11 protein-coding genes are annotated in these 14776 nt (G+C 43.6%); 1 reads left to right on the plus strand and 10 read right to left on the minus strand.

The window, feature by feature from the left end; translation table 11 throughout:
- Window positions 1-52: 52 nt before the first annotated feature.
- Window positions 53-1501, plus strand: coding sequence for an MFS transporter (locus ACHOLT_RS18755; RefSeq protein WP_425803773.1), 1449 nt, complete (start codon window positions 53-55; stop codon window positions 1499-1501).
- Here the strand turns inward: ACHOLT_RS18755 and cydC are convergent.
- From cydC to ACHOLT_RS18805, 10 genes are all read right to left on the minus strand, one after another.
- Window positions 1487-3232: a thiol reductant ABC exporter subunit CydC gene (gene cydC / locus ACHOLT_RS18760; protein WP_425803775.1), complete on the minus strand. Its 1746-nt coding sequence runs from the start codon at window positions 3230-3232 to the stop codon at window positions 1487-1489. The genes ACHOLT_RS18755 and cydC overlap by 15 nt on opposite strands.
- Window positions 3229-4968, minus strand: coding sequence for a thiol reductant ABC exporter subunit CydD (gene cydD, locus ACHOLT_RS18765; RefSeq protein ID WP_425803778.1), 1740 nt, complete (start codon window positions 4966-4968; stop codon window positions 3229-3231). Before cydD ends, cydC begins: the two co-directional genes overlap by 4 nt.
- 171 nt (window positions 4969-5139) lie before the next feature.
- The gene (cydB, locus tag ACHOLT_RS18770) at window positions 5140-6144 is read right to left on the minus strand and encodes a cytochrome d ubiquinol oxidase subunit II (protein ID WP_425803781.1); all 1005 of its coding nucleotides are present in this window, start codon (window positions 6142-6144) and stop codon (window positions 5140-5142) included.
- Window positions 6135-7514: a cytochrome ubiquinol oxidase subunit I gene (locus ACHOLT_RS18775; RefSeq protein WP_425803784.1), complete on the minus strand. Its 1380-nt coding sequence runs from the start codon at window positions 7512-7514 to the stop codon at window positions 6135-6137. The genes cydB and ACHOLT_RS18775 overlap by 10 nt, the downstream gene beginning before the upstream one ends.
- Window positions 7515-7884: 370 nt before the next feature.
- Window positions 7885-8988 carry a pyridoxal phosphate-dependent aminotransferase gene (locus ACHOLT_RS18780; RefSeq protein WP_425803786.1) on the minus strand — a complete coding sequence of 368 codons (1104 nt, stop codon included), beginning with the start codon at window positions 8986-8988 and terminating at the stop codon, window positions 7885-7887.
- A 22-nt stretch (window positions 8989-9010) separates the two neighbouring features.
- Window positions 9011-9937 (minus strand): GHMP kinase, encoded by a 927-nt coding sequence (locus ACHOLT_RS18785; protein WP_425803789.1) that lies wholly within the window; start codon window positions 9935-9937, stop codon window positions 9011-9013.
- Window positions 9937-10494 carry a cob(I)yrinic acid a,c-diamide adenosyltransferase gene (locus ACHOLT_RS18790; RefSeq protein ID WP_425803792.1) on the minus strand — a complete coding sequence of 186 codons (558 nt, stop codon included), beginning with the start codon at window positions 10492-10494 and terminating at the stop codon, window positions 9937-9939. The genes ACHOLT_RS18785 and ACHOLT_RS18790 overlap by 1 nt, the downstream gene beginning before the upstream one ends.
- Window positions 10491-11876, minus strand: a complete 1386-nt coding sequence (locus ACHOLT_RS18795; RefSeq protein WP_425803794.1) for a cobyrinate a,c-diamide synthase — start codon at window positions 11874-11876, stop codon at window positions 10491-10493. Before ACHOLT_RS18795 ends, ACHOLT_RS18790 begins: the two co-directional genes overlap by 4 nt.
- Window positions 11873-12841 (minus strand): adenosylcobinamide-phosphate synthase CbiB, encoded by a 969-nt coding sequence (gene cbiB, locus ACHOLT_RS18800; protein ID WP_425803797.1) that lies wholly within the window; start codon window positions 12839-12841, stop codon window positions 11873-11875. The genes ACHOLT_RS18795 and cbiB overlap by 4 nt, the downstream gene beginning before the upstream one ends.
- Window positions 12838-14403: a cobyric acid synthase gene (locus tag ACHOLT_RS18805; protein ID WP_425808171.1), complete on the minus strand. Its 1566-nt coding sequence runs from the start codon at window positions 14401-14403 to the stop codon at window positions 12838-12840. The genes cbiB and ACHOLT_RS18805 overlap by 4 nt, the downstream gene beginning before the upstream one ends.
- Window positions 14404-14776 lie beyond the last annotated feature (373 nt).

A 14776-nucleotide genomic window follows, 5' to 3' on the forward strand; every position in this document is an offset into this window, starting at 1 on the left:
AATACTTGCTATCACGAAAGACTGCTGTCGCAATGGGGAGGAGAACTTTAACGTGGCATCGAGAATAGAAAACCTGTTTATTAAGCTCAAAAATTCACCCAGATACCGTTGGTTTATTATGGCCAATGTTTCTGTCGGGACATTTATGTCTACTTTAGATTCAAGTATTGTAAATGTTGCGCTCCCTACTCTTTCAACGCAGCTTCATTCGGATTTGTCCGTTGTTCAATGGGTAGTTTCGGCTTACTTATTAACAATCTCCAGCCTCCTGCCCGTTTTCGGAAGGGTAGCCGATTTAATTGGAAGGAAAAAGGTATTTTCCTTCGGTTTTATCCTTTTTACACTCGGATCCGTATTATGTGGTTTGTCCACAAATATTTGGTTCCTGGTCGGTACAAGAATTGTTCAGGCGATCGGTGCCTCAATGCTCATGTCCAACAGTTCTGCTATCATTACTGCAAATTTTCCGCCGCAAGAACGAGGCAGGGCACTCGGTCTAACAGGAACCGTAGTTGCGCTCGGAAATCTCTCCGGTCCGGCAATCGGCGGACTATTAATCGGTTTTACAAGTTGGCGATCCATTTTCTACGTAAACCTGCCCATTGGCATCATTGGTTATCTCGCTGCGCAAATGGTTTTACCTGAAGATCAACCTCAGCGCGGGAATGAAAAATTTGATACTCTTGGTGCAATCCTTTTTACAGTAGGAATGGTTAGTCTTTTATTCGCTCTCAATAATGGCCAAGATTTGGGCTGGACCTCTGTTTATATTCTGATGGGACTTCTTCTTGGAATAATTCTTTTAGGATGGTTCCTACGTTGGGAAACGAGAGTAACTCACCCTATGATTGACGTTTCTCTTTTTCGAAACCGGCCTTTTTTAATGGGGAACCTTTCCGGGTTTATCTCCTTTGTTGTTTTATTTATGAATACCATGTTAATGCCGTTCTATTTGCAGCACATTCTTAATTATCAGCCTTCTCAAGTCGGATTGATGATGTCTGCCTTCCCGATTGTCATGGCATTTGTTGCACCAATCAGCGGCCATATTTCAGACCGAATAGGTCCTGTAATTCTGACGACAAGCGGTTTAACCGTAACTGCGCTTGGTCTTTTTTACCTCACAAGCGTTACAGACACTTCCACCGTCTGGCAGATCTTGCCTGGTCCTCTTCTTATGGGGCTCGGCTCGAGCTTATTTCAATCTCCCAATAACAGCAGCGTTATGAGTTCCGTCCCCAAACCCAAACTCGGTTTGGCAGGAGGACTGAATGCCCTGGTCCGAAATTTAGGTATGGTCGTCGGCATTGCTTTATCTGTTACTCTCTTTGAAAATCGGCAAGCTGCGGCCCTTCATGGAATTGCCCAGGCCACTGCAGCTCAACAAACCTCTGCCTTTTTATCAGCGTATCACACCGTCCTATTTGTCGGAGGCGTACTCTCCTTATTCGGTGCTTTCATATCTTTAAACCGCAAAGGATATGCTTTAGCAAAAGATTAATTGTTCCTTTTCCCAAAGCTTTTTGTAGAGATTCCCATTCTTCATGAGTTCGGCATGGTTCCCTCGTTCAACAATTTCTCCATTGTTGATGACGAGTATCTCATCTAAGTTTTGGACAATCGGAAGATGATGAGAAATGACGAGCATTGGGCGATCTTTGAAAAGTTCCATAATTTCCCGCATAACGTCACGTTCTGTTACTGGATCAAGACCCGTTGTGGCTTCATCCAAAATCAGAATCGGGGCGTTTTTTAGTATGACACGAGCAATAGCCAGACGTTGTCTCTGTCCTCCTGAGAGCTTAAGCCCTTCCTCACCAATCATACTTTCATACCCTTCAGGCAAGGAGAGAATAAAGTCGTGAATCTTAGCCTTGCGACATGCCTCAAAGAGCTCTTCATCTCTCGCTTGGGGATTGGCTAAAAGTAAATTTTCTTTGACTGAGGCATTGAATAAATGGGTTTTTTGAGTAACAACACCAAATAACTGACGAGCCTCATCCAATGGTAAGGATTTCAATTCTTTGCCCTCAACCCTAATCTCGCCTTCGTTATAATCCCAAAACCGCAATAGAAGATTGACCAAACTGCTCTTGCCAGCGCCGCTCGGACCGACAATTCCGACCTTTCCTCTTTGAGACAATTGAAGCGATATATCTTTTAATACATATTCCTCACTTTGTTCGTAACGGAAATTAAGACGGTCAACCTCCAGTGAGGATTTATGATTCGAAGCCTTTAAAGATAAAGCATTCTGAGTTCGCTTCTCTATCACTGCCGGTTCTAATTCATTGAGCTCCCATAGCCGTTCAGCCGCTGCTTTATTTTCTTCAAGGTTTTGCAAAGCCGTCGGCAAGGTTTGAATGGCTTCAAAGCTGCTGAGAAAACCCAAGGCAAGCATACCTAAATTTACACCGTTCAGTTGCCCTTGGTTGACAAGAATAATCCCTAAGACAAGAACCAGCCACATCCCTAAATTAGAAACAATCCCCAATAGCGCTCCGGAGAGACCAGACAGCCAGATATATCTTTTTTCAGCTAAACTGTAACGTTTTTGGGTTGCTTGAAATTCATCCAGGTGAACCTGTTCCTGCCCGAAAGAGAGTAGTTCAGTCATTCCTTGGATTAAATCGAGTATCTGAATCTGAAGCTGCGCCTTTTCTATGACTTTTTGCCTGCCAGCCCCATGGCTCAGCCTTTTCAGCCCAAAAGGCAGACCGATTCCTCCCAGCAAAAAGAATCCTGTGAGCAGAAACGAAAATCGTTGATCAAAGGGCGCTAAAAACACCCCAAAACCTACTAATACAAGCAAAGCGACAAAAGGAGGGGCAAGTACCCGCAAAAATAAATTTTGTTGAATCTCCACATCCCCGACGATTCGGCTTAATAAGTCCCCGCTTTTAATATAGGTTAGGCGGGCTGGAGCTAATGGCTCGACGGTTTCATAAACACGAACTCGGATTCGGCTAAGAATCCTAAAGGTTACATCATGAGAGACATAGCGTTCAAAATAGCGAAATACCGCCCGTGAAATTCCGAAAAAGCGGACTCCAACGATCGATACCATCAATTCCATGACAGAAGGATGCAAGGCAGCACGAGCTAAAAGATATGCGGCCGTTGCCATCAAGCCAATGTGACTGGTAATTGTCAATGCACTTAGAAGAAGTGCCAATAGAATCCGTCCTCGATAAGGCTTCATTTCTTGAATTAAAAACATAAGTCCTTTCATTCCGTCACACCTCTATACTCCTGGACAAATCGAGAGTAAAGTCCATTCGTTGCTAATAATTCAGAATGCGTTCCTGTTTCGGCGATTTTGCCTTGATCTAGGACCAGTATTCGATCCGCTTGATAAACGGTGTGCAAACGATGGGCAATCATAAGCACTGTTCGACCTTTCATCAGCTCGGATAGAGAGTTTTCAATCACCTGTTCACTTTCCGCGTCTAAACCCTCAGTAGCCTCATCCAGAAGGAGGAGAGGCGCATTCTTTAAAAACGCACGAGCAATTGCAATGCGTTGTGCCTGTCCGCCGCTTAAACGGGCCCCGCTTTCTCCCACTATCGTTTGATAACCTTGAGGCAAGGCCACAATAAAATCATGTGCAGCTGCTTGCTTAGCAGCCATCTCAACCTCTAGCTCAGAGGCCTCGGGGCGAGCTAAGCGGATATTTTCCGCAATTGTACCGGAGAAGAGATAGGGATGCTGAGATACATAAGCAACTTGAGCACGCCATTGCTTAAGGATGAATTGATTGAGGGGAGTCTCCGATATTTTGATTTCTCCCTGTGTGGGTTTTATAAAGCCCATAAGCAATGAAAAGATTGTACTCTTACCTGCACCGCTTGGACCGACTAAAGCAATCCGTTCTCCGGAATTGACATTAAAGCTTATATTATTAAGAGCACTGGTACCATGCTCCTCATATACATGGGTGACTTGACTAAATGTCAGATTTATTTCTGAAGGGATTTCCGAGCCGCTCTTGTCTTTTGATGGTTCCTCTTCCGATTGATCATCAACATCTAAAATTTCAAAGATGCGGTTGGCGGCATTTACCCCGGAAAGACTCGCATGAAACTGCAACCCTAAATTACGAAGCGGTTGATAAAACTCTGGCGCGATAACCAGCAAGAACAAAGCTTCTTCAAAGGAGATCTGCCCATAGACCAGCCTTAAGCCCAAAGCAACGGCAACTATTGCCGTACTGATCGTTGCCAGAAACTCCAAGACAAGGGCTGACAAAAAAGCAATCCTTAGAACGCTGAGTGTAGCCTTGCGGAATGAATCGCTGACTCTTCCAATAACACGAGCTTGGTCTTTGCTTCGCCCAAATGTCTTCAACGTCGTTAAACCTTGAAGCATATCCAGAAAGTGCGCACTCATCCAACTGAGTACACGCCATTGCTGCAATGACTTCTTCTCTGCAAGTTTGCCAATCAACATCATAAATACCGGGATGAGCGGTCCAGTTAATAAAAGGATCAAGCCTGAATCAAAATCCAGCGGGAAAACGTAGAAGAGAATAAAAATCGGAATCAGTCCTGCCAAAGCAAGCTGCGGAACATACCGCGCAAAATAATCCTCTAAAGCCTCGATTCCTTCAACTGCAGTATTGACTAACTCCCCCGCGCGTTCTCCCCGTACATAGAAAGGACCAATTTTCATGAGTTTTTCCATAAGACGTTTTCTTAAATTTTCTTTAATTCGTCGTGCAGCCTCATGCGCTAAGACTTCACTTAACCACTGCAGACATCCTCGAACGATAAGAATTCCTAGGATTAACAGAAGTAAGTTCCTTACGTCTGTTAATTTTGTGCCCATTAGGAAAACCTCTGCCACGATTCGAGCAAAGGCACGTGCTTGAGCTACTGCTAACCCTGCAATGGCAATACCTAATATAATCGTCGTAATTAAATAAAGAGATACATGTCGTGTTTCTCGAAGGAGCCGCTTATCAATCATGTCTTCATCCCCTAATTCTTAAAAGGACTTCTTCTGCTGCATTAAATAAAATTTTACAAATCAATTTCTGTATCCTCTTAATTCTTCATAAGCGCTCGACTTTCCTGGTTATGCTAAAAAAATAGGGCAAGTGATTAACTTGCCCTATCTCGGTTAAGTTATGAGATTCTTTTAATAATGGAGATCCTTTTCAGTAACCCGTTTGCGGAAAACCCAATAGCTCCAGATTTGATAAGCAAGAACAATCGGAACTAAGGTTAAAGCAACAATAGTCATGATTTTTAAGGTATAGGGGCTGGAAGAAGCATTGTAAATTGTCAAGCTCCAGTCGGGTTTTAAGCTTGAAACCATAACCCGTGGGAACATTCCCCAGAATACAGAAACAGTTAAGAACAGTAAGGTGAGACCACTCGATATAAATGCTTTGCCGCTTTTTCCTGTCCGAAGCATAAAGTTTGCTGCGAGCAAGGCAACCGCGCAAAGGAGAAGAGCAATCACAGCGCCAATACTTTTAAACAGATCCGTTTGAAAGTAAGTCATTACTGCAAACACTACGACAACCGGAACAGTTACTGCACCAATTTTCTTGGCAGCATTTTGAACTCTTTGCAGCATTTCGCCTTCAGTTTTAAGGGATAGGTAAAGAGCACCATGAAGTGTAAACAAGAGGCAAGTGGATACTCCGCCTAGAATAGCATATGGAGGAACAAGATCAAAGAAATTTCCCGCAAATTGCATTTGCGCATCGATGGGAACACCACGAAGCAAATCTGATACAGCAACACCCCAAAGAATTGCATTCAGAAGACTGCCAAGAAAGATTGCCCAGTCCCAAAGATTTCTCCATTGAGGACTGCGATCCGAACTTCTGAACTCAAAAGCGGCTCCACGGATGATTAAGGCAAAGAGGATTAAGAACAACGCTAAGTAAAATCCGCTGAACAATGTAGCATACCAGTTCGGGAAGGCTGCAAAAATAGCACCACCGGCTGTGATCAGCCATACTTCATTGCCGTCCCAGACAGGTCCAATCGTATTGATTAAAACGCGTCGTTCGTTGTCGTTCTTCCCTAGGAATGGAAGTAAAATTCCAACTCCATAATCAAATCCTTCAAGGAAGAAGAAGCCAATGAATAAAACTGCAATTAGGATAAACCATAAAATATTTAGGTCCACAAGGATGCCCCCTTCGCTACATTTTCAGCAGGCTCATTTGCAATCGCATCCGGGCCTTGTTTAGCATATTTCACAAAGAGATAAACACCCACTACGGCTAATACTCCATAAATCACTGTAAAACCAATCAATGTCGTTACAACTGCAGCTGCAGGAACTACAGTTGAAACTCCTGAAGCCGTTTTTTGCAATCCGTATACAATCCAAGGTTGTCTTCCTGCTTCAGCAACAAACCAACCTGTAGTATTTGCAATGTAAGGCAGAGGAATTGCCCATAGAAGTAATTTTAACAATCCATTCTTTTGAGCAATATTTTTTGAAGAGAAGATTCCGGCCAAAACAAGGAGAAGCATTAACACTCCTGCAAGTACCATGAGACGGAAGCTCCAGAAAAGCGGAGTCACAGGAGGAACATAATCTCCAGAGCCATATTTCTGAACATCAGCAGCCTGAAGTTCTTTTATACCTTTTACTTCACTATTAAAGCTATTGGTCGAAAGGAAGCTTAACAACCCAGGGATTTTAACTTCAAAGTTATTTTTTTGGTTATTTTCATCAATTGAAGCGATAACATTAAATCCTGCAGGCTGTTCAGTCGTCCAATGAGCTTCCGCTGCAGCCATTTTCATCGGCTGAGCCTCAACCATGTGAACCCCTTGGAAGTGTCCAATAGTTACAACTCCAAATACGCTGATAAGCCCAAAAACAATAGCGATTTTAAAAGACTTTTTAAAAAGTTCCACTGAACTTTTCTTTAATAGATGATAAGCGCTAACCCCTAATACGATAAATGCTCCGGTTGTAAATCCACCCAATACGGTATGAGGGAATTGATAAAGAACATGCGGATTTGTCACAACTGCCAGGAAATCATTCATTTCAGCGCGGCCATTTCTTAAAATATAACCTACCGGCTCTTGCATGAAGGAGTTTGCAATCAAAATCCAAAGTGATGATAGGTTAGTTGCAATAGCTACAAGCCAAATGCTCAATAAGTGAACTTTTTTCGGGAGTTTATCCCAAGTAAAAATCCAGATCCCCATAAAGGTTGATTCAATAAAGAATGCTAAAAGTGCTTCAATAGCAAGAGGTGCTCCGAAAATATCTCCCATAAAGCGAGCATATTCAGACCAGTTCATTCCGAACTGGAATTCTTGCACCAAACCTGTAACAACACCAACGGCAAAATTGATAAGGAAAAGTTTTCCGAAGAACTTGGTCATTTTTTTATAGGTTTCGTCGCCTGTCCGAACATAAAAGGTTTCCATGATGGCAACTAGAACAGATAGTCCTAATGTGAGTGGTACAAAGAGAAAGTGATATGACGATGTTACTGCAAACTGTAATCGTGCCAAGAACACTGCACTCATCCAATAGCCCTCCTATTTAAGATTTTCTTGATTTAAGGATAATAACGAAAAAACGCACTAAGTAAGGGGGTTATAAGGGCTAATTTGTTCACCTCACTTTTCTATGTAATAATTTTAAATAGGTATTTAATATTACAATTACATTCTAGTTATTTCAATTTAGATTGTCAATGTTTTCACAATATTTATTTTAATTTTTTAAGAAATAATTTTTCTGATATATAACATCAATTGTCTTTCCTGTCAAAAATCTCCGCAGAAAACTTTATAATCCATTCAATTACCGAAATATTTCAGACTCTTACACCCATTTATTTGCTTCTAAAAAAACAACCGGCTATCCTACTGACAACCGGTTATAAACACTAGGCTAATATATTGCCTGAAGTCCTTCTATCAAGCGTTTCATACTTTCCTTATCCTTAATAGCTACACGAATGTACTGTCCCTCTATCCCCTGAAAGCTATCACAATTGCGGACCAGAATTCCCAACTTCCCCAGTCTTTCAACAATCTCCAAAGAAGTTCGATCCTTAATTTCTATCAATGCAAAATTAACGTGCGTAAAATGTAAGGTTAATGCTTTAAACTTCGCTCTTTCAAATTCTCTATAAAAAAAGTCCTTGCTGTCCTTTAACTTGCTACGAACTTCCATGGGAAAAACAGAGTCAGCAACGGCCTCTATTCCTGCCTCTTCTGCCAAAACATTAACAGACCATGGGTCTCTAAATCTTTGTAGACAATCGAGCACTTTTTGATTTGAAAAAAGTACACCTAAGCGAATTCCGGGCAAGGAGAAAAATTTGGTCATAGAATAAATAACGATCAGCTTTGGATTTTCTTCAAGAAATATCCTTGCTGTCCAGCGAAGATCGTTATCCAAAAAATCATAAAAAGATTCATCAAAAACAATCCAGCAATTAGACTTCCGTGCGATTTCAAGAATTATCTTAAGCTCGTCTACCCGTAATACACTTCCCGTGGGATTGTGGGGAGAATTAAGATAGATCAGATCGCAATCATTAAGTAATTGCTGCCATAGGGTTATATATTGGTTTTTATCTTCAGGAGTCTTCACCTGAGGCAGGCTGTCCCATCCCTTTACCCCTAATTTCATATATCGAACTTCTGCTCCAACAGCTCGAGCAGCTCGTTCATATTCGCTGAAGCCCGGTACGGGAATAAGTACTTTTTTAGGCTTTAAGGCTAGCGTCAAAGTAAAAAGAAGCTCTCCTGCTCCATTTCCCACCAAGATTTGCTCAGGCAGCAGCTTGAATTGCTCCGATAATTTTTGTGTAAGACGTTTATTTTCCGGATCTGGATAATGGATAATTTCCGGCAGAGCACTGCGTAATCTCTTCCAAACGCCTTGCGGCGGTCCGAACGGATTAATATTGGCTGACAAATCTATAAAATCATTCTTCCCGAATCTCTCCTCGGCCTCACGCAAATTTCCTCCATGCAATCGTCTCACCCCATTTTACAATCTATATACCTTAAATTTTATCTTTTATAAGTCTATCTTTAAGGGATAAGCTCTTAATACCACCGTTTTGTGTTTCCATCCACTCACTCCGAGCAGGCTTGAACTGGATATGAAGAGATTCTAAGATCTCCTCTTTTTGGCCTGCAGATATTTCAGGAGGGAAAATGCCTGCAGTTATCGTCCCGCTGTGAGCCGTCAAAATTCCAAGCCCGCCCATTCTCTGTACAAACCGGATAAATTCTTGTGTAAAAGGCTTAGGATTAATCTCTTGATTGCATTGGGCACTGATGGTACTTGCATAGGCCAGCTTTTCTAAATCGGATTCAGATATTCCCTCATAGAAAATCTGAAGTGCCTTCTGAATTTTTAACTCATTTTTTCTGTAGTGAAACTTTAGTCCGGAAAGAGTATTAAAACGTTGGGTATCAACAATTCCGCCCCAATCAAGCACAAGCAGATGGGCTTCCGCATTGGGCCCCAATTCCTGCATATACTTCCCGTCCTGATGAGCGAATTCTATAATACCTGGAAACATCACAGGATCAGAGGGTTCTATTGTCAAGGCAATTTTGGCTAAATCTTCGGGGCTCCAAGAAATGTCTATGGAAGTGAGTACTGAAGCCATTACCGCAGACAGATCAGCGCTCGAACTCGCCATGCCTTTACCCACAGGAAGTTCAGAATGAAATTTCACCGTTCCCTTAAAGTTTATGCCAATGCGTTTAGCTAAAAGCATCAGCGCCTTTTCTGTTTTTGTTTTTTGCGGTGAAATCCGCCATTCTGAATTTTCTTTTCCCGGCAGTGTTACACAGTAAGTTTCAAGCTCTACATAGCGGTTAACCGGGCAATCGATAAGAAAAGGGATGCCCTCTTTGCCTCCTTGAATCCACTCGCCACAGGTACCCGGACATTGAGCCCAACCATAATATTCGCTCATCAATATTCAATCCCCCTGCGGCTTCTTATTCCTTCCTTAAAGGGGTGTTTAATTGCTTTCAGCTCAAACCATTCGTCAGCCGTTTCCAGCCACTCTTTCGGAAAGTTTCTCCCCGTCAAAACCCACTCAATTGATGGACCTAAGCCAAAAATCCCATTGATCTCTTCCCTTTGCAAAAAACCATGCTTTAAGGCATGACTGACTTCATCCAAAATGATCATGCCATACTCCGCGCTTTGCAGCTGTTCCTTTAAAAAGCGAAGTCCTTCTTGAATCAGCGGCAGTGCGATCTTAGGGTTTCGGTTCTCGCGGAAACATTCTCCACACCCCGTACAATGTCGAAGACCTGTTCGAATAAGCCCCGACCATCTGCACCCGGTCCCCAATTGCACAACCGTTATTCCTAGGCGATTTAACCCATATAACTCTCCCATATAGGTACTTCCTTTAAAGAATTGGAGGATTAAGACTTTAATTCCCTGCGAATAAGCATTTAATGCATCCCCTAAGGCAGAGGTTGTTTTTCCCTTTCCGTCTCCCGTATAAACACGAATCATTTCTCGACACCTTTATCCTGTATCCAGCACTTCCAATAATGCCAAAGTTCTGGATAACCTGCAAAATTTAGATGAAGGTAGGATCCAAAAACATTTCCTTTTGCATATCCCTCCATTTTGTGAAACTTTCCTGTTTTAAACAATTGATAGGCGTAAAAGCCCTCCGTCTCCGGGTTAGCTCTAAATTGAACTTGGGAATAGTGAAATTCATGACCCTGTACAGAAGTTCCCTTTGAACCAAAGAACGTATCCTTAGCAAGAATCCCAGCTCGATACCCCAAGCCTTGCAGACGAGAAGTCATCTCCGCTTTCATAGGAATTATAGAAACCATTGGAAACTGTTTCCCTTCAAAATCTTTAACCGATTCTCCGAGATACATATACCCTCCGCATTCCGCATAGATTGCTTTCCCTGAATCCGCAAATTCCTGAAGAGATTGATGAAAGGAATGGTTCCGGCTCAGTTCCTCAAGATGCAGTTCCGGAAAACCTCCGCCGAGAAAAATCCCATCCAGATGATCAGGCAGAGCCGAATCGTGCAAAGGACTAAACGGTATGAGCGTAAACCCTAATGCTTCAGCTTCTTCCAAAGCATCTTGATAATAAAAGGAAAAGGCTTCATCCCGAGCGATTCCTAACCGCGGCCGAAAATCATCGGGATTTCTTCGACAAGATGTCGGCTTCTTTTCGAGATAATCGGATGTTTTCAACATTATTTTTTCAAGCTGATCCAAATCAATATATTTTGTAATGATTCGATATAAGTCTTCCCAGAAGGAATCCTGGAATTTACGTTCCTGAGAAGGCACTAACCCCAAATGGCGTTCCGGAAGATGCAGGGCCTCTTCCTTAGGAACTGCCCCTACAATCGGAACTTCTATTTCTGCCATCGCTTCTCTTAATAGCTTTTCTTGGGAACTCGATTTAACGCGGTTGAGAATTACGCCTTGAATCTTGACTTCCGGATCAAAGGTACAAAAGCCATGAACCAAGGCTGCCGCACTGCGGGACATATTGATCGCATCAACGACAAGGATTACCGGTGCGTTAAGCTCTTTGGCAACGTCGGCTGTACTCCCAAAGCCCTGAGTCCCCGACATTCCATCAAAAAGCCCCATTACCCCTTCGATGACAGCCCAATGATCTTTTGCCGTTCTTGCAAAAATACGGGCGAAGTGGTCCCCTAAAAGCCAGCGGTCAAGATTCCTTGAGGGACGCCCGGTCGCCAATGCATGAAAGGTAGGATCAATATAATCAGGTCCGATTTTATATCCTTGCACCGAACGGCCTCGCTGCGTTAACGCAGCCATGATCCCTGTTGCAAGGGTTGTCTTGCCCACACCACTATGCGTTCCTGCAATTACAACACGTGGAATACTCACGATAGACCGCCCCCTTTAACGATAAGAATCAGCAGCAAAAACGTGCTAAAGGAGAGCCACGTTGCCCACCGGATAAGCCCCTCACAAGCAACAATATCCCTCCACGTCAGCTCATGTAAAGGATCACCCATTTCCGCTCGATGGTGAATTTCGCCGTCATAGATATTGATTCCCCCTAAACGAACTCCGAGTAAACCAGCAGCGATGCTCTCAGGATTCCCTCCATTCGGACTTGGGTGAGCTTTGGCATCTCGTTTCCAAATCAAATAAGCATGGCGAACAGGCAGCTTCTTAAGCCACCCCGCGAAAAGCAAAAATCCTACCGCGAGTCGGGCTGGAATATAGTTTGCCCAGTCATCCGTTCGTGCAGCAAACCAACCGAAATCCTGATAGCGCTCATTTCGATATCCAATCATAGAATCAAGCGTACTGACAGCCTTAAAGGCCATTGCCAAAGGTACCCCGCCTACAGCCATGAAAAATAAGGGTGAAAGAATTCCGTCAACGAAATTCTCTGCTAACGTTTCAACAGCCCCCCGAACAATCTCCGCCTCAGCCAAATTGCTCGTATCTCGGCTTACAAACCAGCCCAGCTTTTGCCGCGCCTCAGGAAGATTTCCCTGTCTCAGCGGTGTCGAAACCGTTTTACCGGCGTCCAACAGGGACTTCCCGGCAAGTGTCGAAGCGAATAACACCACTTCTAATGCCCTGCCTAACCAAGGATGAACGTAAGCGCCCCCCCTGATAAGACCCGCTGTCAGCAAAAAGCTGAAACTTATCACGAGAATAGCCAGGAACGCTCCGCGTAACTTGCGTAGTCGGGAAGTTCCACAATTCCAATATTTCTCACCCCAAGCAATCAGCCTCCCCATTCCAACAACGGGATGAGGCCATCCCCGGGGATCCCCTATAATCTGATCCAAAACAAAACCCCATAAGTAAGACCCTGCTGAAGAAATGATCACCTTGAACACTCACTTCCGAGACCCATAATATGACGAACTTTTTCCAAGTCGATACTTTTACGTACAAGTTCAGCGAGTTCATTAAAGGCCTGTTCTCGAATGGCTGCTTGAGAAGGGGAACGTTTCGCCGAACGCTTTTCTCCTCTTCTTTCCCAAAGCCACTCAAGCAAAGCACTTCGCAGTGAATCGTTATCAAAAAGTCCATGCAAATAGGTCCCTATAGCACTTCCCGCCTGAACCCCATCTCCATAAACTTTCTCCCGCCCCTTGATTTGGAATAACGGGGATCCCTCCGCGAAGGAACGGCCCATGTGTATTTCGTAACCCTGAACTTCCTCGCCTTGACATTTATCAAGAAAAAGAGAATTCAGGATTACGGTTCCTCGGCTTTGCACCGTATGCTTTTCAAGTGCAAACTCGGTCTCCATCGGAAGAATTCCCAGCCCTTTAATTTCTTCTAAATCAGACTCCGTATGCAAAGGATCGCGGACAACCTTCCCCAACATCTGATAACCTCCGCAAATTCCAATCACAGGAAGATCTTCTTTCCATACAGAATAAATTTTCTCGGCTAATCCACTTTCCCATAAAAAGCGAAGATCTGCCAATGTATTTTTACTCCCGGGAATGATAACCAAATCAGGGCTGCCCCATTCTTCAAGCTCTTTCACATACCGCAAAGTCACATCGGCTTCATCTTCCAAAGGATCAAAATCCGTAAAATTCGAGAGATAAGGCAGACGAATGACCGCAATATCTAAATGATCCAAAGATAAGGAATCTGTTTCATGCTCACCGTCAGCATCTTTTCTACTGCCCTGTTTAAGCTTTGTTCCCGATGTTCCCCGTTCTTCCAAAACAACCGAATCCTCTTCAGGAATCCGGAAATGATCGAAATAGGGAACAACTCCAACCACAGGTATTCCTGTCTTTTGTTCCAAGAAATCAAGTGCGGGTTGAAGAAGTGCGAGATCACCACGAAACTTGTTTAGGATAATCCCTCGAATCATCTGCCGTTCTTCCGGTTCCAACAATTCCAAAGTACCCACGACAGATGCAAGGGCTCCGCCCCGATCAATGTCGGCAACAAGCAAGACGGGAACTTGCCCTTCAAGGGCAACCCGCATATTGACAATATCATTTTGTTTTAGATTCACTTCTGCCGGACTGCCTGCGCCTTCAATGATTACCACTTCATTTTCTTTGAGAAGAGCATGCAAGGCTTCTTGTACCACCGGCCAAGTTTTTCTTTGATATTCACCGTGATAACTAAGTGCTGACATTGTGCCCTGTGCTTTTCCCATGATCACAACCTGAGACCCCGTATGTCCAGTCGGTTTTAGAAGAATCGGGTTCATCCGCACATCCGGTTCAACTCCCGCGGCCTGGGCTTGAACGACCTGAGCACGGCCCATTTCTCCGCCAGTAATTGTAATAAAAGAGTTCAGCGCCATATTTTGCGCTTTAAACGGACTCACCTGATACCCTTCCTGATAAAAAATCCGACAGAAAGCTGCTGCTAAAACGCTCTTCCCCACATTTGAAGAGGTCCCTTGAATCATAAGCCGAGCTGCGCCGGGATGCTTCGGCGATTGTCCTTGCTTCTGAGGCTTCAGCTGTTTCTCTGTTTCTATTTCATCATGACTCACTTTTAAATCACCTCCTGAAATTAGTATTTTTAAAGCAGAGTTTCATTACAGAAGCTTAGACGTACGCTCGCAGACCAAGCTAAGGGCAAAACCGCTTGATGAAAGCTGCAGGATACCCTCAAATTCGCCATCCCTGGCTCAGTATCGGCGAGTCACATCGTGTGACTCGTCCCGCTAAATCTGAGGCAGTTTTGCCAAGCTTGGTTGTAGCTCGGCGTAGAGTCCTCGCTTTCTGTAATCGAAACTTGCTTAGAAGAATTCAAAGGCATGAAATACAAAATTGCAG

Source organism: Desulfitobacterium nosdiversum (assembly GCF_049860565.1).
Lineage (GTDB): Bacteria > Bacillota > Desulfitobacteriia > Desulfitobacteriales > Desulfitobacteriaceae > Desulfitobacterium_A > Desulfitobacterium_A nosdiversum.